The organism is Kutzneria sp. NPDC051319 (assembly GCF_040682195.1).
Lineage (GTDB): Bacteria > Actinomycetota > Actinomycetes > Mycobacteriales > Pseudonocardiaceae > Kutzneria.
Window position 1 is genome coordinate 1 of record NZ_JBFBAM010000023.1, and the last position, 20136, is coordinate 20136.

18 protein-coding genes are annotated in these 20136 nt (G+C 70.6%); 7 read left to right on the forward strand and 11 right to left on the reverse strand.

Translation table 11 applies throughout. From position 1 onward, the window contains the following. Positions 1-190: 190 nt before the first annotated feature. Both AB0M73_RS23265 and AB0M73_RS23270 read left to right on the forward strand, forming a co-directional pair. Complete coding sequence (locus AB0M73_RS23265) at positions 191-1822, forward strand: GMC family oxidoreductase N-terminal domain-containing protein (protein ID WP_363894068.1); 1632 nt, start codon at positions 191-193, stop codon at positions 1820-1822. Beyond that, positions 1819-3387 (forward strand): succinic semialdehyde dehydrogenase, encoded by a 1569-nt coding sequence (locus tag AB0M73_RS23270; protein WP_363893770.1) that lies wholly within the window; start codon positions 1819-1821, stop codon positions 3385-3387. The genes AB0M73_RS23265 and AB0M73_RS23270 overlap by 4 nt, the downstream gene beginning before the upstream one ends. On the opposite strand, the gene AB0M73_RS23275 is transcribed toward AB0M73_RS23270, so the two are convergent. From AB0M73_RS23275 to AB0M73_RS23295, 5 genes are read right to left on the reverse strand one after another with little or no spacing between them, the layout of a single operon-like run. Next, the gene (locus AB0M73_RS23275) at positions 3384-6131 is read right to left on the reverse strand and encodes a BTAD domain-containing putative transcriptional regulator (protein ID WP_363893772.1); all 2748 of its coding nucleotides are present in this window, start codon (positions 6129-6131) and stop codon (positions 3384-3386) included. The two genes, AB0M73_RS23270 and AB0M73_RS23275, sit on opposite strands and share 4 nt — an antisense overlap. Before the next feature lie 42 nt (positions 6132-6173). Beyond that, positions 6174-6926: a response regulator transcription factor gene (locus tag AB0M73_RS23280; RefSeq protein ID WP_363893775.1), complete on the reverse strand. Its 753-nt coding sequence runs from the start codon at positions 6924-6926 to the stop codon at positions 6174-6176. Then, positions 6919-7410: a PaaI family thioesterase gene (locus AB0M73_RS23285; protein ID WP_363893778.1), complete on the reverse strand. Its 492-nt coding sequence runs from the start codon at positions 7408-7410 to the stop codon at positions 6919-6921. The genes AB0M73_RS23280 and AB0M73_RS23285 overlap by 8 nt, the downstream gene beginning before the upstream one ends. Before the next feature lie 2 nt (positions 7411-7412). Then, the gene (locus tag AB0M73_RS23290) at positions 7413-7913 is read right to left on the reverse strand and encodes a PaaI family thioesterase (protein ID WP_363893781.1); all 501 of its coding nucleotides are present in this window, start codon (positions 7911-7913) and stop codon (positions 7413-7415) included. Further along, on the reverse strand, positions 7910-9061 hold the full coding sequence (locus AB0M73_RS23295) for an acyl-CoA dehydrogenase family protein (protein ID WP_363893784.1): 1152 nt from the start codon (positions 9059-9061) through the stop codon (positions 7910-7912). The genes AB0M73_RS23290 and AB0M73_RS23295 overlap by 4 nt, the downstream gene beginning before the upstream one ends. Before the next feature lie 118 nt (positions 9062-9179). Between AB0M73_RS23295 and AB0M73_RS23300 the strand changes: the two genes are divergently transcribed. Next, positions 9180-9701 (forward strand): GNAT family N-acetyltransferase, encoded by a 522-nt coding sequence (locus AB0M73_RS23300; RefSeq protein ID WP_363893787.1) that lies wholly within the window; start codon positions 9180-9182, stop codon positions 9699-9701. 42 nt (positions 9702-9743) lie between these two features. Then, positions 9744-10757: an alpha/beta hydrolase gene (locus tag AB0M73_RS23305; protein ID WP_363893790.1), complete on the forward strand. Its 1014-nt coding sequence runs from the start codon at positions 9744-9746 to the stop codon at positions 10755-10757. 5 nt (positions 10758-10762) lie between these two features. Here the strand turns inward: AB0M73_RS23305 and AB0M73_RS23310 are convergent, their stop codons facing one another. Further along, positions 10763-11686 carry a patatin family protein gene (locus AB0M73_RS23310; RefSeq protein ID WP_363893793.1) on the reverse strand — a complete coding sequence of 308 codons (924 nt, stop codon included), beginning with the start codon at positions 11684-11686 and terminating at the stop codon, positions 10763-10765. Positions 11687-11773: 87 nt separating this feature from the next. On the opposite strand from AB0M73_RS23310, the gene AB0M73_RS23315 reads away from it, so the two are divergent. Continuing rightward, positions 11774-12358, forward strand: coding sequence for a TetR/AcrR family transcriptional regulator (locus AB0M73_RS23315; RefSeq protein ID WP_363893796.1), 585 nt, complete (start codon positions 11774-11776; stop codon positions 12356-12358). On the opposite strand, the gene AB0M73_RS23320 is transcribed toward AB0M73_RS23315, so the two are convergent. Continuing rightward, complete coding sequence (locus tag AB0M73_RS23320) at positions 12330-13142, reverse strand: AraC family transcriptional regulator (RefSeq protein ID WP_363893799.1); 813 nt, start codon at positions 13140-13142, stop codon at positions 12330-12332. The genes AB0M73_RS23315 and AB0M73_RS23320 overlap by 29 nt on opposite strands. A 49-nt stretch (positions 13143-13191) precedes the next feature. Between AB0M73_RS23320 and AB0M73_RS23325 the strand changes: the two genes are divergently transcribed. Next, complete coding sequence (locus AB0M73_RS23325) at positions 13192-14184, forward strand: DMT family transporter (RefSeq protein WP_363893802.1); 993 nt, start codon at positions 13192-13194, stop codon at positions 14182-14184. On the opposite strand, the gene AB0M73_RS23330 is transcribed toward AB0M73_RS23325, so the two are convergent. Continuing rightward, positions 14082-14687 (reverse strand): helix-turn-helix domain-containing protein, encoded by a 606-nt coding sequence (locus AB0M73_RS23330; protein WP_363893805.1) that lies wholly within the window; start codon positions 14685-14687, stop codon positions 14082-14084. The genes AB0M73_RS23325 and AB0M73_RS23330 overlap by 103 nt on opposite strands. 84 nt (positions 14688-14771) lie before the next feature. On the opposite strand from AB0M73_RS23330, the gene AB0M73_RS23335 reads away from it, so the two are divergent. Beyond that, complete coding sequence (locus AB0M73_RS23335; RefSeq protein WP_363893808.1) at positions 14772-15473, forward strand: NAD(P)-binding domain-containing protein; 702 nt, start codon at positions 14772-14774, stop codon at positions 15471-15473. Here AB0M73_RS23335 and AB0M73_RS23340 read toward each other — a convergent pair whose 3' ends face one another. The 3 genes from AB0M73_RS23340 to AB0M73_RS23350 form a co-directional block, all read right to left on the reverse strand. Continuing rightward, the gene (locus AB0M73_RS23340; protein WP_363893811.1) at positions 15474-17789 is read right to left on the reverse strand and encodes an FtsX-like permease family protein; all 2316 of its coding nucleotides are present in this window, start codon (positions 17787-17789) and stop codon (positions 15474-15476) included. Next, positions 17786-18472 (reverse strand): ABC transporter ATP-binding protein, encoded by a 687-nt coding sequence (locus AB0M73_RS23345; protein WP_363894072.1) that lies wholly within the window; start codon positions 18470-18472, stop codon positions 17786-17788. Before AB0M73_RS23345 ends, AB0M73_RS23340 begins: the two co-directional genes overlap by 4 nt. A gap of 156 nt (positions 18473-18628) precedes the next feature. Continuing rightward, positions 18629-20134: a glycosyltransferase family 39 protein gene (locus AB0M73_RS23350; RefSeq protein WP_363893814.1), complete on the reverse strand. Its 1506-nt coding sequence runs from the start codon at positions 20132-20134 to the stop codon at positions 18629-18631. Positions 20135-20136: the final 2 nt, after the last annotated feature.

Genomic DNA, 20136 nt, shown 5'->3' on the forward strand with positions numbered 1-20136 from the left:
CTCGAGGCATCACAGTCACGTCGGCGTCCCGGACGGACGCCGGCCTATTTTCCCGCATCAACAGCGGCCGTCACAGGCCCCCGTTACTCGCGGGGGGTTTCGGGCTGACCGTTGCGGAACAGGGGGCGACGCAATACGGTGGCCGTTGAACTAGAACACGTTCCAGTTTTGGGCGGCGGGCTAGGAGCGGCTGATGGCGAAGAAGGCGCGCGGGGTCGAGGCCGACTACGTGGTGGTCGGGTCGGGCAGCTCGGGGGCGGCGATCGCCGGCCGACTGGCCCAGTCCGGGGCCAGCGTGATCGTGCTGGAAGCGGGCAAGAGCGACGAGCAGCTGCTGGTCCGCAAGCCGGGGCTGGTCGGCCCGATGCACGCCGTCCCGCAGCTCAAGAGCATCGTGGACTGGGGCTACTACTCCGTGCCGCAGAAACACGTTCTCGATCGGCGGATGCCGGTGCCCCGCGGCAAGGTGGTGGGCGGCTCCAGCTCGATCAACGGCATGGTCTACGTCCGGGGCAACCGCGCCAACTTCGACTCCTGGGCGGCCGAGGGCAACACCGGCTGGGACGCCGACAGCGTCAACGGCGCCTACAAGCGCATGGAGGACTTCGAGGACGGCGAGAACGCGTTCCGGGGCGCCGGCGGACCGATCCGGATCACCCGCAGCAGCACCCCGCAGGAGGCCTCGCTCCAGTTCGTCGAGGCCACCGCGGACGCGCTGGGGTGCCCGATCCTCGACGACTACAACGCCGAGTCGCAAGAAGGCGTCAGTCGGATGCAGCAGAACGCCGCCGACGGCCTGCGCTACAGCGCCTCCCGCGGCTACCTGCACCACCTCGCCCCGGCGACGCTGGAACTCCAGTCGCAGGTGCTGGTGCGCAAGGTGATCATCGAGAACGGCCGGGCGGTCGGCGTCGAGGTCACCGACGCCGACGGCACGCGGCGCACGGTCCGCGCCGGCAAGGAGGTCATCCTCGCCGCCGGCTTCGTCGGCTCCGCGCAGCTGCTGATGCTGTCGGGCATCGGCCATGCCGACCACCTCAAGGAGCACGGCATCACCGTGCTGGCCGACCTCCCGGTCGGCGACAACCTCCACGACCACATGTTCCACGCCCTGACCTTCAACGTGTCCTCCAGCCGCAACCGGGGCACGGGTTCGTACTACGCGCGCGGCCTGCTCCAGGAGATGATGCGGCCGGGCAAGAGCTTCCTGGCCAACACCGTCTTCGAGGCGGTGGCGTTCCTCAAGACGTCCCAGGCCGACGGCATCCCCGATCTGCAACTCCAGGTCCTGCCGTGGGCCTACGTGTCGCCGAACCAGGATGCGCCGATCCGCCACGACGTCGACAAGCGGCCGGCGCTGACCGTGCTGACCACGCTGATCTACCCCCGCAGCCGCGGCACGCTCCGGTTGGCCTCGGCCGATCCGACGGCGACGCCGCTGATCGACTTCCAGTACCTGGCCGATCAGGGCGATCTCGACGTGCTGGCCGAGGGCAGCGAGATGGTGCGGGAGATCATGGCTTCGCCGGCGTTCAAGGGCGCGGTCAAGGAGGAGATCCACCCCGGCATCAAACTCCAGGGCCAGGAGTTGCGCGACGCGATCCTCAACCGCGCGACCTCGGTCTACCACGGTGTCGGCACGTGTCGTATGGGCGTGGACGAGCTCGCGGTCGTGACCCCGGAGCTCAAGGTCCGCGGGGTCGACGGGTTGCGGGTGTGCGACGCCTCGATCATGCCGTCGGTCACCGGCGGCAACACCAACGCGCCCTGCATCATGATCGGCGAGATGGGCGCGGCCCTCGTCCTCGGGAGCGGATCATGACCCTCACCCCGGTCCAGCTCACCCGCCCGGCCTCCACCACCGACGCCTTCCTCCGGCAGCTCGTCGCCCGGGTGCCGGGCGGCAGCCCGTGGCACCTCACCGAGGTCTACACCGGGCAGCTGCTGGTCGAGCTGCCCCAGTCCACTCCGGACGACATCGAGCAGGCCTTCGCCAAGTCCCGTGCGGCGCAACGGAAGTGGGCCGCCACGCCGGTCCGGGAACGGCTGGCGGTCTTCAAGCGGGCGCACACGATCTTCGTGGACAACGCCCGCACGGTCACCGATCTCATCCAGGTCGAGAGCGGCAAGAACCGGCTGATGGCGATCGAGGAGTCCTGCGACCCGCCGATGGTCATGAGCCACTACCTGAAGCGGGCGGCCAAGCTGCTGGCGCCGACCCGGCGCGGCGGGCCGGTGCCGATGCTGACGTCCTCGACCGAGATCCGCCAGCCCAAGGGCGTCGTCGGCATCATCGCGCCGTGGAACTTCCCGTTCGCCACCGGCATTTCCGACGCGATCCCGGCGCTGATGGCCGGCAACGGCGTGGTGCTCAAGCCCGACAACAAGACGGCGCTCTCGCCGCTGTACGGCGTGCAGATGCTGGAGGAGGCCGGCCTGCCGGAAGGCCTGTTCCAGGTGGTCTGCGGCGAGGGCCCGGACGTCGGCCCGACCCTGATCGACAACGCCGACTACGTGATGTTCACGGGGTCGACCGCCACCGGCAAGGTTATCGGCGAACGGGCCGGCCGCAACCTCATCGGCTGCTGCCTTGAGCTCGGCGGCAAGAACCCGATGATCGTGCTGGCCGACGCCGACATAGCCGACGCCGTGCGGGGAGCCATCTTCGGCGCCTTCGGCAACACCGGCCAGATCTGCATGCACATCGAGCGGATCTACCTGCCGGAGTCCCGCTACGACGAGTTCAAGACGGCCTATCTCCGCAAGACGCGGGACCTGGACGTCCGGGCCGCCTACGAGTTCGGGCCGGAGATGGGATCCCTGGTCTCCGTGGACCACATGCGGCGGGTCAAGTCCCATGTGGACGATGCCGTGGCCAAGGGCGCCACCGTGTTGTGCGGCGGCAGGCCCCGCCCCGATCTCGGGCCCGCGTTCTTCGAGCCGACGATCCTCGAAGGCGTCACCAAGGACATGCTCTGCGGCGTCACCGAAACCTTCGGACCCGTGGTGGCGCTGCACAAGTACCGCACGGTCGACGAAGCCGTCGAGCTGGCCAACGACACCGACTACGGCCTCAACGCCTCGGTGTGGGGCAGCGACATCGCCGCCGCCCGGGCGGTGGCCGCGCGCATCGAGTCCGGCAACGTCAACATCAACGACATCCTGGCCACGGCCTACGCCGCCAAGGGCACCCCGTCCGGCGGCGTCAAGAACTCCGGCGTCGGCGCCCGGCACGGCGACCAGGGCCTGCTCAAGTACACCGACGTGCAGAACATGGCCGTGCTGAAGAAGCAGGTGATGGGCCCGCGCCCGGGCCAGGATCCCGACAAGTACGTCACGAGCATGCTGTCCGGACTGAAGATGATGCGGCGCTTCCGCATCCGCTAGGCCAGGGTGGCAAGGCCTTCCTCGATGCGTTCGATGACCCGGCCACGGGGCTGGCCGCTGTAGAACAGGAGCGCGCGGGACCAGGCGGCGCGGGCCCGCTCGACATCGTCGAGTTCCCGGTGGCATTCGGCCATTTCCACCAGGTACTGCGCCGCCAGCTGCACGTTGCCGATGCGACCGGCGGTGTCCACGACCCATTCGAAGCGCTCGATCGCCTGTTCCAGGTTGCCCCGCCTGCGGTCGATCCAGGCCAACTGGCCGACGGCGTTGGCTTCCTCGCTGACGAAACCGTTCTCGCGGGCGACGGCCACCGAGCGTTCCAGGTCGGCCGCGGCCTCGTCGATCGCACCCAGGCGGGCGCGGCAGAAGGCCAGTGCCGTCGACGCGCGGCAGAAGAGCATGGGCTTGTCCGCCGGGTCGATCAGCGCCAGCACCCGCAGGTTGTGCTCCACAGACCGGGTGTGGTCGCCCAGGAATTCCCACGCGCCGGCGAAAACGTGGTGGGTGTGCGCCAGCTGGCTGGGGTCGGCCAGCCGTTCGGCCGTGGCCAGCGCCTCGCCGAGAACATCTATTGTGGACGCCGGGTCGCCGCCGAGAATGGCGTTGCTGGCGAACAACCGCTGGGCCGTCAGCGTCAGAACGTCGTCGCCGGACCGGTCTGCGACCTCGATCGCCCGGAGCCCGAGGTCGGTCCACTCGAAAAACCGCCCGCGGCGGACGCGGAACTCGGAGGACTTCATCAGGATGTCGACCAGCGCCGCGGGCCGGCCCTGGTCGGCCGCGACCTCGCCCGCGGCGAGCAGGCAGTCGTGTTCGGTGTCGAACCAGGCCAGCGCCTCTTCCAAAGTGGACGGACGCACCGGCACCACGCCCTCGACCAGCGGTTGCAGCGCCGCGAGGGAATGGGTGGCCCGCAGCGCCTCGTCGCTGTGCCAGATGCTCATGCGGTAGAAGTCGACGACCCGCAGCAGCGCCTCCGGCAACGTCGGTGCCGGCAGCTCACGCGCGTACAACCGGACCAGGTCGTGCATGCGGTACCGCTGGGCCGGCGTGCGGACCACGAGGTTGGCGTTTTCCAGCCGCCGCAGGATGTTTCGCGTCGCCGAGGCGGTCCGGCCGGCCAGCGCCGCAGCGGCGGCCAAGCTGGTGTCACGGCCGGGCGCGGAGCCGAGCAGGGTGAACAGCTCGACAGCATCGGCGGGCAGCGGCCGCAGGCTCGATGAGAACACCGCCCGCAGGGTGAGGTCGATCTCGCCGGCGTCGAAGCCGTCCAAGGTGTGTTCGCGCAGCTCGTCGGCCAGCTCGGACAACGGCAGATCCGGCTCGGTGACCGCCCGCGCGGCCAGGATCCCCAGCGCCAGCGGAAGCCCGGCGCAGTGCCGGACCAGGTCGTCGACCGCCTCGGCCTCGGCGGCCAGCCGCGTGGCACTTACCTGCCGCGCAAGGAGATCACGGGCGTCACCGTCGGACAACACGTCGACCAGCGCCAACCGTGCCCCGTGCGAGGCGACGAGCCCGGTGAGCCGGTTCCGGCTGGTGATCAACACCGCGCCGCCACCCGCGCCGGGCAGCAGTGGCGTCACCTGGGCCGTGTCGGCGGCGTTGTCCAGCACCACCAGCAGACGCCGCCCGGCGGTCATGCTGCGGTACAGCGCGGCCCGGGACTGCCCGTCGGCCGGGATCACCGCGGCGTCCATGCCCAGCGCCAGGAGGAAGCCGAGCAGCGCGGCGTCCGGCGACATCGGCTCGCCCGGGCCGAATCCGTGCAGGTCGACGTACAGCTGGCCGTCGGGGAAGTGCTCGACGTTGCGGCCGGCCCACTGCAACACCAGCCATGTCTTGCCGACGCCACCGATCCCCGACACGACCTGGGCCCCGCCGGCGGCCAGGCCGTCCAGCTGGGCCAGCAGATCCGTCCGGCCGACGAACGACGGCGACGCGGTCGGCAGCTGCCTCGGCACCGGCGTCACCGCGACGCCGACGTCGGCGTCGCCGGTGAGTATCCGCTGGTAGACGGCTTGCAACGGCGGGCTCGGGTCCACGCCCAGCTCGGTGCCCAGCCGGGTCCGGATCCGCTCGTACTCGGCGATCGCACGGGCCTGGCGGCCGGCCCGGTACAGCGCGAGCATGGTCTGCCCGCTCAGGCGCTCGTCCAGGGGATGCTCCGCGATCAGCTCGTCCAGCTGCGGCAGGATCTGCGTGTGCCGACGGCGGCGCAGCTCGATGTCGTTGAGGTCCAGCCGCGCCGTGAACCGCAGCCGCCCCAGGTCCTCGCGCAGCGCGTCGGCCCACAGCGTGTCGATACCGGCCAGCGCCTCTTCCTGGGACATGTCCAGCGCCCGCCCCAACAACGCCGCCGCTGCCTCGTCGTCCTCGGCCACGGCCGCCGCCGCGACCAGGTCCCGGAACTCGTTGGCGTCCACCGCCGCGCGGGCGATGTCCACCCTGTAACCGCCGCGCTCGGCCACCACCGGCACGCCCAACGCCCGCAGCCGGGAGAAATAGCTGTTCAGCGTGTTCCGTGCCAGCCTCGGCGGCCGGTCGCCCCAGACCCGGTCCACCAGCCCGTCGGCCGGCACCGTGCGCCCGGCCTCCACCACCAGCGCCGCCAGCACTTGCCGTTGGCGGGCGTGACCGACGTCGACCTCGTCGTCACCGTCGAAGGCCCGCACGCCCCCGAACACCGCGAAGCGCAAGGACACGTTCTCCCCCGGATGGCCGCTGCTGGGCCTCCATCGTGCCACTGGCGCGATTCCCACGCCAAAGCTGCCCGATATTCGCGCCGGCTACAGCATGTCGTGCCGTCGGGCCTGGTGGGCGGCGGCGGTGCGGTTGTGCACACCGAGTTTCCGCATGGCTGACCGCAGATAGGCCTTCACGGTCTCCACGCTCAGCCCGAGCCGGGCGGCGATCTCCTGGTTGCCGGCGCCGACCTCGACCAGCCGCAGCGTGTCGATCTCCCGGGGCGCGAGCACGGACTTGAGCGGCGGCGCCGGCGACAACTCCCGTTGCACGCGAAGCAAACGGGCCCGCAGCTCCGGGTCCTTCATCTCACGGATGACGGCGGCCAGCTCCGCCAGGGCACCGCCCCGGCGAAGCCGACCCTCCACATCGGACCGCAACTCCGCGGCCACGGTGACGGCGCTCTGCACGGTCCGGTCGCCGATGGGCCGACGGTCGCGCACGGCACCGTACAGGACGCCGCGAACCTCGCCCCAGACCACCACGGGCACGGCGAACACGGAGGTGAATCGCTCCGCCCGCACCGCCTGGTCGTACTCGTGAGTGATCGCCGAAGTGGTCACGTAGTCGTTCACGCGCAGCGGGGCCTTGTGCCGCAACACACTACCGCCCAGGCCCTTGCCGGGCTGCACGACCAAGCCGTGCATGGCGTCGCCGAGCGTGCCCATATGCCGGTCCAGCACCAGCTCCCGGCCGGCGATCGCGCCGCCGAGGACGACCGGCATGCCGGTGGCCTTGCGCAGCCGCATCAGCCGCTCGGGGAGCAGCTCGTCGAGCACCTGCCGCACGTCACCCATCGGTCGGGAACACCATGCAGGAGCTGATCGCGTACGCCAACAGCCGGTCGTTCCTGTCCAGGACCTCGGCCCGGGCCAACGCCGTTCGGCGGCCGCGATTGAGCACGACGCCGATCGCCCGCACCGGGCCGACATCCACGGTGATCGGGCGGAGATAGTGCACGGACAGGTCGAGAGTCGTGTACGGGGTGCCGGCCGGAACCGTGGTGTGGATGGCGCTGCCGGCGGCGCTGTCCAGCAGGGTGGCGGCGAAACCGCCGTGCACCGCGCCGATCGGGTTGTACAGGTGCTCGCCGACCTCGGCGACGAACACCACCCGGCCCGGCTCGACCTCGGCCAGTCGGAAGCCGTAGGTGGAGGCGATCGGCATCCGCCCGTCCTCGCCGGCCTCCATCAGGTGCCGGGTGAACTCCAGGCCGTCCATGCCCCGCCCGAGCTTGTCCAGCTCGTGCGGGTCGTTCCAGCTGTAGGTCCGTTGTCCCATGGTCATCCTTCGAGGTCGAACAGCAGGCACGAGCTGGTTGCCTGCACCAGCAGGCGATCGTCGCCGTCACGAAGCTCCACAGCGGCCAGTCCGGTGCGACGGCCGCGATTGAGCACGGTGCCGATGGCGCTGATCGGGCCGGCGTTGTCCATGGTGATCGGCCGCAGGTAGTGCAACGACAGATCCATGCTGACGTAGCCGATGCCGGCCGGGAGGGTGGTGTGGATGGCGCTGCCGGCGGTGCCGTCCATCAGGGTGGCGGCGAAACCGCCGTGCACGGTGCCGATCGGATTGTAGACGTGTTCGCCGATCTCGCCGACGAACACGACCCGGCCCTCCTCGACCTCGGTGATGCGGAACGGAAGCGTGCTGGCCATGGGAATCCGGGTCTCGTCGCCGGCCAGCATCCGCAGGAAGTCCAGGCCCGACATGGTGCGGGCGAGCACGGCCAGCTCCGCCGGATCCGTCCAGGAGTGGGTTCGCGTGCGGGACAAGGGGTTCACAGGCCCAGCTCCCGGGCGATGAGCATGCGCTGGACCTCGCTGGTGCCCTCGCCGATCTCCAGGATCTTGGCGTCACGGTAGAAGCGGGCCACCGGCGTGTCGTTGATGAAGCCCATGCCGCCGAAGATCTGCGTGGCGTCGCGGGCGTTGTCCATGGCCGCGTTGGAGGACACCAGCTTGGCGATGGCCGACTCGCGCCGGAACGGCTCGCCGCGCAGCATTTTGGCCGCCGCCTCGTAGTAGGCCAGCCGCGCGGTGTGCACGCGGGCGGCCATGTCGGCGATCTTGAACTGGATGGCCTGGTGCTTGCCGATGGGCCGGCCGAACGTCTCCCGCTCGCGGGCGAACCGCACGCACTCGTCCACGCAGCCCTGGGCCAGACCCACGGCCACGGCGGAGATCGCGATCCGGCCTTCGGCCAAAGTGGACAGGAACTGAGCGTATCCGCGGCCCTCGCCGCCCAGCAGATTGCCCACCGGCACCCGTAGGTCGTCGAAGCGGAGCTCGCGGGTGTCGGAGGCCGTCCAGCCCACCTTGGAGTACGGCTGCGACACGCTCAGGCCGGGCGTTCCGGCCGGCACGATGATCGTGGAGATCGCTTTGCCGCCGTCCTCGGCGACGCCGGTCACCGCCGTCACGGTGATCATGCCGGTGATGTCCGTGCCGGCGTTGGTGATGTAGGCCTTGTTGCCGTTGATCACCCACTCCCCGCCGTCCCGGACCGCCGTCGTGCGCAGGGCTCCGGCGTCCGATCCCGCGCCCGTCTCGGTCAGCCCGAACGCCCCGAGCATCTGCCCGCTGCACAGCGACGGCAGCCACTCCCTCTTCTGCTGCTCGGTGCCGAACCGGTAGATCGGCATCGCACCAAGGGAAACCCCGGCCTCCAGCGTCACCGCCACTGAGGAGTCGATCCGGGCCAGCTCCTCCAGGACCAGGCAGAGCGCGAAGTAGTCGCCGCCCATGCCGCCGTACTCCTCAGGGAAGGGCAGGCCGAACAGACCCATGCGGCCCATCTTGGCCACGATCTCGTACGGGAACGCCTCGCGCCGGTAGAAGTCGCCGATGACCGGCGCCACCTCGTCCCGGGCGAAGGCCGCCACGGTCTTGCGCAGCGTCTCGTGCCGCTCGTCCAACCTGGTGTCAATCATGGGGATTCCTCCGCGTTAGCAACCACTAACATCATTGGGCCCCCGGTCGCCGGCGCGCAATGCGGATACCCCCGTTTTCGGGTAGCGGCCGGGCATCCCGCGACGCCATAGTCCCTTGGTGACGGTGATTCGACCGGCCCGGCCGGGCGACTGCGACCCGGTTCGCCGGTTCCTCGACGGACTCTCCCCGACCAGCCGGCACCAGCGCTTCTTCAGCGAGCTCCCGAAAGTGACCGATGCTCTGATCCAGATCCTGGTCGGCGACAACGCACTGCTCGCCTGGGACGGCGACGTGGTGATCGGCCACGGCATGGCGGCACCGGTTACACAGGACGGCGACGGCGGCATGGCGGCATCGGTTGACAATGCCGTCGACGTGGGTGTTGTCGTCGCGGAAGCGTATAGGCGGCAAGGGGTCGGCGGCCGCCTGGTGCGAGAGCTGACGATCGACGCCAAGCACATCCGCTGCGATGTGCTGTGCGGCAACTACTTCGTTCTCCGCTGGCTGCGCCGCCTTATGCCGGAGATGCGCGTGGAGCGTGCTGGTGACACCATCACGGTACACGGAAGCCGGCCGAGACCGTTGACGTACAAGGATTACGTCATCACACAGTGGCCCGCTCCGGTCGACCGCGGTTAGCGTCGACCAGGCACCGATCGTTGCCCTCGACAGGAGTTCCCGATGCTCAACAGGAGACAGTTCACCCAAGGCTTCGCCGGAGTCGTGGCCACGGCGTCGATCGCCGGCTGCTCGACGGGCAGGGCGGCCGCCCCCGTCTCCGCCGCGAGCACGCCCGGGCGCACCTCCTTCGCCTCGCTCAAACAGATCAAGGCCGGCCCGCTGGACATCGGCTACGCCGAGGACGGCCCGGCCAATGGCCAGCCGGTGATCCTGCTGCACGGCTGGCCGTACGACATCTTCGCCTACGTCGACGTCGCCCCGATCCTCGCCGCCGCGGGCTACCGCGTCATCATCCCGTACCTGCGGGGCTATGGCACCACAACGTTCCTGTCGGCCGACACCGTCCGCAATGGACAGCAGGCCACCACCGCGGCCGACCTCGTGGCGCTGATGGACGCCCTGCACATCGACAAGGCCGTCCTCGGCGGCTACGACTGGGGCGGCCGGACCGTCACGAGCGTCGCCGCACTGTGGCCCGAGCGGGTCAAGGCCGCCGCCATGGTCAGCGGTTATCTGCTCAACAATCTCAAGGCCCAGCAACAGCCCCTGGCTCCGGCCGCCGAGCGGGGCTGGTGGTACCAGTACTACTTCGCCACCGACCGCGGCGAAGCCGGCTACCGACAGAACGTCCACGACTTCAACAAGCTCATCTGGCAGACCGCCTCGCCCGGCTGGAAGTTCTCCGACGCCACCTACGACCGCAGCGCCAGGTCCTTCACCAACCCCGACCACGTGGCGATCGTCATCCACAACTACCGCTGGATGCTCAGCCTGGCCCCGGGCGAGGCCCAGTACGACGCCATCGAGCAGAAGCTCCAGGCCGCCCCGCCCATCACCGTTCCGGCCATCACCATCGGCTCCGACTTCGACGGCGCGGCCATCGACGGCAAGGCCTACCGGAACAAGTTCACCGGCCGCTACGAGCATCGGATCTTCCGGGGCATCGGCCACAACGTGCCGCAGGAGGCCCCGCAGGACTTCGCCAAGGCCGTGATGGACGCCGACCGCCTGTAAGGGCCTCACACGGGTTCTTCCAGCACATCCATCGCCGCCTCCCGGCCGGTGTCCACAACGGAGCGAAGCACCGGAGCCCGGCGTTCGGTACGGCCGACCGTCGGGCTCCCCAGCGGCGGGCGGATCGACACGGCGGCCGGATGCGACTCCAGCAGGCGCTCCTCATGCGCGCGGATCTCCGCCCGGTGCAGCCACGGTTCGGTGCACCCCGGCGCGTGGCGGGCGAACCACCGCGACAGCAGGAGCCGTTCGCCGCGGGAAGGAGCCAGCGCGGGCTCGTCGGCGCGGCGGGTCCGCAGGGCGACGATGTGGGTGGCGCCCTGGGCCAACGCCGTCCGTATCGGCACGCCCTCGCTCACGCCGGCGTCGACCAGCGCTCGCCCGCCGATCTCGACCGGATCGCCGGCCAGGAAGGGCATCGCGGTCGACGCCCGGAGCGCCGCCTGGAGGCTGGCCTGGTCATGGACCTGGTCGTGCAGGTCGACCGGCTGGCCGGTGCGGGCGTCAGTGGCCATGGGATGGAACTCGACAGGGTTGTCCAGCACCTCGCGGAAGCCCATCGGCATGACCGACGTGTAGACGGTGTTCACGAGATAGCCCGTGTCCACGACGGGTTGTCCACGCAGGACGCGGCGCGGGCTGATGGTGGCGCCCATGATCTCCGGGTCCCACCAGGCGTGCTGGGTCTTCTCTGCGCGGCCGCACAGCAGCCAGGCGGCGTTCAGCGACCCGGCCGAGCTGCCGTACACCGCGTCGAACGCCGGCAGCAGGCCGAGTCGTTCGATGGCGATGGTCATGCCGCTCGAATAAGCGCCGCGAGAGCTGCCGCCCTCGACCAACAGCACCAGTCGGGCGTCGTCACGACGCCGTCCGGGCACACTCCCCTGCCGCTTGCGCTCACGCAGCAGCTCAACAACGGTGGCGGTCACCCGGCCACTGTATCGTATCGCCGTTCCGTAACGCTGATCCAGACATTTCTAACGCCGTTACGTAACGAGCCTGCTAAGATCGGCCACGTGCCCCGGGTGAAGCAGCGCACCGAAGACCTCCGCGAACGCGGCCTGGCCGGCGCCCTGGCTGTGCTGGCCGAGGACGGCGTCGCGGGCCTGACCACCCGGGCCGTGGCCGGCCGGGCCAACGCCTCCCTGCCGGCGATCTACGAGGTCTTCGGCGACAAGGCCGGCATCGTGCGCGAGGTCTTCTTCCACGGCTTCCACCTGCTGGCCGACGAGCTGGCCGCCCTGCCCGAGACGCCCGATCCCCTCGACGCCGTCCGGGAACTGGCCGACGCCTTCCGCCGCTTCATCGTCAGCAACCCGGTGCTGGCCGAGATCATGTTCGCCCGGCCCTTCGCCGACTTCGACCCCACGGCCGAGGAGACCAAGGCCGGCGTGCGGGTCCGCAAGATCTTCACCCGCCGCGTGCGCGACGCCGTCGACGGCGGTCTGCTCAGCGGCGATCCCGTCGACATCGCCCTCGTGCTGTTCGTCTACGCCGAGGGAATGGCCAAGGCCGAGAGCGCCCACCGCCTCGGCACCCGGCACTCCATCGAACGCCGCTGGCGGCTGGGCCTCAACGCCCTGCTCGACGGCCTGAGGTAGCGCCCGCATAACGCGACGGGCTCACGCCGAGCATCCGCTTGAAGTGCCGGGTCAGGTGCGACTGGTCGTAGAACCCGACCTCGGCCGCGACCGCCCCGGCCGGCAGCCCGGACAACAACAGTTGTCGGGCCATCTCCACCCGTCGGCCGGTCATGTACTGGTGCGGCGGAATGGCGAACCGCCGCGTGAAGGCCCGGACCAGGTGCGCGGGATGGCTGTGCAGCAACCCGGCCGCCTCGTCCAGGGTCAGCCCGCTGGCCAGCCGGGCGTCCAGAAGGTCGTGCAGGTCGTCGGCCACGCCCCGACGGATCGGCGCCAGGTCCACCGGTTGCCGCCGCAGCCGCGTGTCGAGGCGGTCGACGATCAACGCCAGCCTGCTCTCCGCCTCGAAGGACTCGCCGGGCTGCGCCAGCACACCGTGCAGGCGGGCGATCCGGTCCCGCAGCAACGGATCGGCCAGGTTCGGGCTGTCGGTGGTCGGCCCGATCAGCGTGGCGGACAGCGCGTCCTCGGCCAGGTAGATGACCCGTTTGCGGAAGCCCTCGGGCGCGGCGGTCCGGCCGTCGTGGGGCACGTGCGGCGGCAGCAGCAGGACCTGGGAGCGCAGCGTGTCGTGATCGTGCCGGTCCAGGTCGAAGTGCAGGACGCCGTCGTCCAGGATGAGCAGTGTCCACACGGTATGCGTGTGCAGCGGGTAGGCGTGTTTGGTGAAGTGGGCGTGGAACACCTCGGTGATGCCGGGCACCTCCGGGCGCCACGCGCGCACCTCCGGTTCACCGACCATGTCAGGAACGTACAAGACGGCGGCCGGAACCGGCAGCACGATATGAGCCATGTCCGACCACTCCACCGACGGGCCGCGCACCGGGCCGTACCTCTACCTGCTGATCACCATGGTCCTGTTCGGCACGGCCTTCACCGGATCGAAGGTCGTCGTCGGCGAGCTGCCGCACGAGGTGGCGGCGATGCTGCGCTTCGGCGGGGCCGCCGTGGTCCTCGTGCTGCTGCTGTTGCCGCGCCCTGACAGGATGCGGTTCTCCTGGCGCGATCTGCGCGTGGCCGGCGGCGTCGGCCTGGTCGGCGTCTTCGCCTACAACTTTTTCTTCTTCTGGGGCCTGACCCTGGCCCCGGCCATCGACGGCAGCATCATCGTGCCGGTGTTCAGCCCCGTCCTGACCACCGTCGCCCTGCTGGTCTCGGGCCGGGAAACCGCGTCGGCGCTGCGGATCGTCGGCTTGGTGACCGGCGTTGCCGGCGCGATCGTGTTCTTCGTCGGCATCGGGGCCGGCGGCGTCTCCGGCGCGCGTCTGGGCGGCGACGTCCTCTACCTGCTGGCCGCCGCGTGCTGGGCCGCGTACAGCATCGCCTCCAAGAAGGTGTTGCGCGGCATGGAACCGCTGCGCGCCACCACCTACGCCACCGGCGCGGGCGCGCTGGCCCTGGCGCTGACGGCAGTCCCGTCGCTGTCCACAACGGACTGGGACGACGTGCGTCCGTCCACTTGGGTCATCATCGCGTTCCTGGCCGTCGGCCCCACGGCGATCGCCTATCTGTTCTACTACCGCGCGCTGCACGTCGTCGGCCCCACCACGGCCACCGTCGCGATGTTCTCCGTGCCGGTGTTCGGGACCGTCTCCTCGGTGGTGTTCCTGGGCGAGTCGTTCACCACGATCGAGGCCGTCGGCGCGCTGATCACGATCGTCGGCGCCCTGCTGGCCGTGGTTCAGCGCAGGTCGAAGGTCCCGCAAACGGCGGCGGTCGAGGACGCGGGCGGCAGCGAAGTGGTTCCGTTGGGCGACAAGGCATCCAGCACGAGCACGACGTAGCGCCGCCAGCCGTCGTCGGCGTAGGCGACGCTGCTCAGCATGGTCAGGAGCCGGTGGATGTCGTCCGGCGTCACATCGGCCCGCACGAGACCGGCTTCCTGGGCCCGGCCGGTCAAGGAGGCCAGCGCTGCCCGGAGCGAGGTCGCACTCTCACACGTGACGACGCTGGAGTTGTTGACGGCGGTCACCATGTGCCGGTCGCGTTCGACCAGGTCCAGCGTCGCCTCGAACAGGCTGGTCAGGCCGCGCAGCGGGTTGTCGTCGGCTGAGGCCCGCTCGATGAACGCGGTCAGCTCCTCGGCGACGTTGAGGTTGATCACCGCCTGGACCAGGTCGTCCTTGGACGGGAAGTGCCGGTAGAGGGTCCTGATGCCGAGGCCGGCCCGGCGGGCGACCTCCTCCAGCGGCGCGTCGGGACCGAGGTTGGCGAACACCTCCCGCGTCGCACGCAGGATGCGCTCGCTGTTGCGCGCGGCGTCGGCGCGCACGGTCCGCTCGGTCACACCCCCACCCTAGCAACCGACAGTCGTCTGCCACTTGTGCTAGCGTCCGAAGAAGTGACATTCGACTGCCATTTGGAGGGCATCGTGACACTCGCATTCATCGGCGCCGGCATGATCGGCGGCACCGTGGCCCGCCTGGCCGTCAACGCCGGCATCGACGTCGTGCTCAGCAACTCGCGCGGCCCGGAGACGCTGGCCGACCTGGTGGCCGAGCTGGGCGACCGGGCCCGCGCGGCGACGCCGGCCGAGGCCGCGAAGGCCGGCGACATCGTGGTCGCCAGCATCCCGCTGCACGCCTACCCGAAGCTGCCGGCGGCCGAGCTGGCCGGCAAGACGGTGATCGACACCCTGAACTACTACCCGGACCGCGACGGCAAGATCGCCGAGCTCGACTCCGGCGAGCTGACGTCCAGCGCGCTCGTGCAGCGGCACCTCGCCGAGTCGCACGTGGTCAAGGCGTTCAACAACATCTTCTTCAAGGCACTGGCCGAACTCCCCCGCCCCGCCGGCGCGGCCGACCGCAGCGCCCTGGCCATCGCCGGTGACGACGCCGCGGCCAACGCCGCCGTCGCCACCCTGCTGGACACCATCGGCTACGACACCGTGGACACCGGCAGCCTGGCCGACAGCTGGCGCTTCCAGCCCGGCACCCCGGCCTACGTCGAGTGCTACCTTCCGCCATCGCCGACGGGCCTGAGCCAGGAGGATTTCTTCTCCTGGCTGTACCAGCAGCCCGGCGTGCCGGCCTCGGCCGATCGGGTCAGGGAGCTGCTGGCCAAGGCGTGATCATTCCGTGCGCAGCGCCGACAGGCGGGTGGCGCTGCGCAGGGACGGCAGGCTGCACGCCGTCACGACAAACACCAGAACCAGGGCCACACCGGCGGAAATGCCGATCGTCGGCCAGTCGATGTGCAGGCCGAGCGAGGTCAGGCGGATGACGAGGGCCGCAATGGCGATGCCGATACCGACGGCCACCGTCACGCCCAGCACGACCGGAACCGCGGTCTGCCACAGCAAGGACCGCGCCAGCACGGATCTCGGCACGCCGGCGGCGGCGAGCATGGCCAGCGGGCGGCGGCGTTCGCGGACCTGCTCCAGCGTGAGCACCAGCATGCTGATTCCGGCCAGCAGCAAGGTGAACACCGACGCGGTCAGCAGCGCCGCCCGGATGGTCTCGAAGCTGCTCTGGCCGGCGTTGACCAGGTCGGTGGCGCTGAAGGAGACAAAAACCTGCCAGGTCAGGCCGGCGACCGCGGCGGCGATCTGATCGGTGGCGTCGGCCTGCCCGGGATCGGTGACCACCCACGCCTCGGCGTGTTTGTCCACGGGCAGGCCGGAAGCCGCGACCGGGGTCAGCACGACACCGTCCATAATGTACGGTCCCGAGCCGTGGCCGACCGGCTGCGTCACCGGGGTCAGGTTGGCCGGCACGGTGTACGAGCCGAGGACCTTCGAGGCGGCAGGCCCGTAGGTGGCGGCGACCAGTGTCCAGGTGTCGCCCGGTTTCGGCGCCGCCTGGAACGCGGAACCGGCCAGAAACCCTTGCCCGTCAACGCAGTTGTTCACGTGCAGGACGAGCTCGATGGTCGGGCAGGACGCCACGGTGAGGCCGTAGGTCGCCTTGTCCTTGACGGCGTTGACGCTCTCGATCAGGTGCACCTGCTTGGCCGCCGGCGTCTTGGCCAGGTCGGCGGTGACGCGGTCGACGGCAGCGGCGGTGGAGTACACGGTCACCCAGTCCTTGCCGTCGACCGCCCCCAAGCTCGTGTACTGAGTGGACGTCGACAGCAGCATCAGCTGTATGGCGATGGCGCTGGCCAGCACCACGGCGACGCCGCTGACCACGCGGGCCGGGGTGCCGCTGTCCATCTGGAGCCGGCGGATGGCCAGCTGCCAGGACGGGGAACCGCCGTGAACCCGGTCGACCACCCGCTCCAGCAACCACGGCAGGATCGCCGGCACGCCGATCAACAACGCCGTGGCGCCGATCGTCACCTGGGCGACCAGCCAGTTGTCGACGGCGACGGCGCTGCCGGCCAGCAACAGCGCGGCGCCGCCGACGATCAGCGCGAACCGCCACCATCCCCGTCGGCGGATCGGCTTGCCACCGCGCACCACGCCCAGCGGCTCGATGATCACGCGGCGCATGGTGAACAGCACCGTGCCGACGGTCAGCACCGGGATCAGCGCGACGACCAGGACGGCCAGCAGCGGCGACGGCACGACGTCCGAGGTGAAGAAGCTCCAGCCGAGCAGCTCGAACCGGGGCGCCAGCTGCCGCAGACCCAGGAAGGCCAGGGCGCCGAACACGATGCCGATGACTGCGCTGACCAGCGACTCGGCGGCGGCGATCCGACGCACCTGCCGGTCCCCCGCGCCGACCAGGCGCAGCGCGGCCAGCCGTCGATCCCGTTGCGCGCCGGCGATGCGGCTGCTCACCGCGACAAAGATGAAGATCGGGACCAGCAGCGCGACGCTGCCGATCACCGTCACGATCAACAGCGTCGGATCCCCCAGGCCCGACAGGCCCTTCCGGCCGAAGGAGTACGCGTCGACCACGGTGGTCAGACCCGGCCCGACCGTCGGCAGCGGCCCGGCGCCGGCGTAGAACAGCAGGTCGGCCGGGCCGCGGAGCCCGGCGTCGCCGATCGTGCCGACGATCTTCTGCGGGAACCGGTGCCGCAGGTCCGGGTTCGCGTCGAGCAGGCGGGCCAGCGCCGGCGACACCACGACCTGGTCCGGGCCGGGCAGCGCGCCGATGCCGGGCGGGACCGGCGAGTTCGGACCGGTGCCGTGCAGGTAGGCGCCGTTGATGGTGGTGTTGCGGAAGGCCAGGTCGGATGGGAAGTACTGGGTCGGGCTGACGCCGCTGATCACGGTGGAGTTGGCCTCTCGCCCGGCGAGACGGCCGTTCACGCCGCCCGTGATGGTGCCGACCGAGGCGAACAGCAGCAGGACCGTGGCGGCGAGCCCGATGCCGACGGTGCCGAGCGCCAGCCGCGCCCAGGACGTCCGGCCGCCGCCGACGGCCAGCCGGATGCCCAGCGCGAAGTCGCGCAGCCAGCTGTCCCGCACGACCGGCCGCGAGACCGTCGATGTCACGGAACATCCCGGGTCTTGCCGTCGCGCACGATGACCTCGCGATCGGAGTAGGCGGCGACCCGCGCCTCATGCGTGACGAGCACGACGGCGGCGCCGGTGTCCTTGGCCGCCGCCACCAGCAGGCTCATCACCCGCTCGCCGTTGAGGGAGTCCAGCGCGCCGGTCGGCTCGTCGGCGAAGACCACCCGCGGCCCGGCCACCAGCGCACGGGCCACCGCCACGCGCTGACCCTGACCACCGGATACGTCGCCCGGTCGACTGCCCGCGACGTCCGAGACCTCCAGCCGGGCCAGCCATTCGCGGGCGGTCTTGTCGGCGTCGCGGCGGCCGACGCCGGCCAGCCGCAGCGGCAGGGTCACGTTCTCCAGGCAGGTCAGCTCGGGCACCAGCTGCCCGAACTGGAACACGAAGCCGAATTCGGTGCGACGCAGGGCGCTGCGCTCCATGTCCGACATGGCCCCGATGTCGGCGCCGGCGTAGTGCACGGCGCCGGCGTCCGGGGCGATGATGCCGGCCAGGCAGTGCAGCAGTGTGGACTTGCCCGAGCCCGAGGGGCCCATCACCGCGACCACCTCACCCGCGCGCACGGCCAGGCTGGCCCGTTCAAGGGCGGGCGTCGGGCCGAACGCCTTGGACAGGTCGACGCCGCGCAGCAGCGCCTCCTCGCGTCGGCCGCCGGCCAGCGTGTCGTCCGTGGATGCTGTCGTCACGCTCATCTCTCGTCCGTCCCCCGACTAGTCGAGCCATCATCGGCTTCCGCGGGTGTCCCCGCCAGTGGTGAGCCCACTGGCCACTATACATCACGTCTATACGCTTCGTGTATAGCGGATAAACGCAGGTCAGCCCAGGTGGACGAGGCGAGGCCAGAGTTGCTGCCAGGACCACTGCCGGCCGGTGCACACCACGATCGGGGCATGCTGGGCCTGGTTGCCGACGTCCGCGCCGAGCTCCACCGTCCCGACCAACGCGCACTGGGCGAAGCTCGGAGCCAGCAGATCGGGGTTGATGCCGACCGCCACGACCGTGGTCGCCGACTCGGGCGGCAGCCAGGTCGCCAGTTCGTTGTGTCCGCTGTAGACGGCGGGCAGGCCGTCGGGCCAGCGGGCCAGGGCGCCGGCCTCGCCGTAGTCCTGGGCCAGCAGCACCGGCTGCTCGCCGGCCGGCAGGCCCGCGACCACGTCCCGCACCTGGTGGGCAAGTTCCGGCCAGCCCATGCTGTCCCGCACCTCGACGTTGGCCATCGGGATCGGGGTGTGCGCGACCACCGATTCCGGCAGCACCGGCAGCGTGAGCAGCACCGACAGCCCCGTGTTCAGCGCCAGCGCCCACGTCACCAGGCGACGCCGGCCCCGGCTGAACGCCCACGTGTCCAGCCCGACACACCCGGCCGCGAACAGCACGAACAGCAGCGGGGCGGCGTAGTCCATGCGGCCGCCGGTGGCGAAGACCAGGGCCAGCGCGACCGGGAAGCTCAACGCCACCGCGCGGGTCCCCGGACGCTTGAGCAGCCCGACCAGGCCGGCGATCCAGATCGGGGCCAGCGGCAGGCCGACCAGGATCAGCTGGCCAGGCAGCATGAACAGGCGGTTCCGGTCGCTGTTGCCGTCCGCGCCGAGGGCGGCGGCCATCTTCAGCTGGGGCCAGTCGTGCGTCGCCTGGTACAGGATGTTCGGCACGCCAATGACCAGCGCGATCGCGACACCGGCCAGCAGCGGGCGGCTGACCAGCACTCGGCGCGGGCCGGCCGCCAGCAGGCCGACCAGCAGGCCGAGGCCGAACAGGGCGATGAGGTACTTGTTGTAGAGGCTCAGCCCGACGGCCACGCCGGCCCACAGCCACCACGTGCCCTCGGATCGCAGCAGGGCCTTCAGCGCGAACAGCGCCACGGCCAGCCACGCCGCCAGGTCGAAGCTAGAGGTCAGCAGCGTGTGCCCGACCAGCAGGACGTAGCAGGACCCGGCGGTGCCCAGCGCCGCGGTGACCTGCGCCCGGGCCGAGCCGCCCAACTCCGCGGCGATCATGGCCGTGAGCACCACGGCCGCCGCCGCGCACAGCGCCGCCGGCACCCGGATGCCCACCGCCGTGTCGCCGAACAGGTGCGTGGCCAGGCCCGCCAGCCAGGGCGTCAACGGTGGTTGGTCCACGTATCCGAGCGCCGGATGGTCGCTGAGCATCCGGAAGTACAGCTCGTCGCGGTAGTAGCCGTAGCGCGAGGCCATCGCTAGGAGCAGCACCACCACTCCGACCGCCACGGAGCCGATCGCCGGCCAGGCGATCCTCGCTGGCGGCCGGACGACCGTCCCACTCGGACCGATCCTGCGGACTTCGAGCGCGTTCTGTGCCATGC

Excerpts from the sequence above, each read along its gene's own strand:
- AB0M73_RS23270 (WP_363893770.1), top strand. The coding sequence starts at position 1,819 with ATGACCCTCACCCCGGTCCAGCTCACCCGCCCGGCCTCCACCACCGAC.
- AB0M73_RS23280 (WP_363893775.1), bottom strand. The coding sequence starts at position 6,926 with ATGGGTGACGTGCGGCAGGTGCTCGACGAGCTGCTCCCCGAGCGGCTG.
- AB0M73_RS23285 (WP_363893778.1), bottom strand. The coding sequence starts at position 7,410 with ATGGGACAACGGACCTACAGCTGGAACGACCCGCACGAGCTGGACAAG.
- AB0M73_RS23295 (WP_363893784.1), bottom strand. The coding sequence starts at position 9,061 with ATGATTGACACCAGGTTGGACGAGCGGCACGAGACGCTGCGCAAGACC.
- AB0M73_RS23305 (WP_363893790.1), top strand. The coding sequence starts at position 9,744 with ATGCTCAACAGGAGACAGTTCACCCAAGGCTTCGCCGGAGTCGTGGCC.
- AB0M73_RS23320 (WP_363893799.1), bottom strand. The coding sequence starts at position 13,142 with ATGGTCGGTGAACCGGAGGTGCGCGCGTGGCGCCCGGAGGTGCCCGGC.
- AB0M73_RS23325 (WP_363893802.1), top strand. The coding sequence starts at position 13,192 with ATGTCCGACCACTCCACCGACGGGCCGCGCACCGGGCCGTACCTCTAC.
- AB0M73_RS23350 (WP_363893814.1), bottom strand. The coding sequence starts at position 20,134 with ATGGCACAGAACGCGCTCGAAGTCCGCAGGATCGGTCCGAGTGGGACG.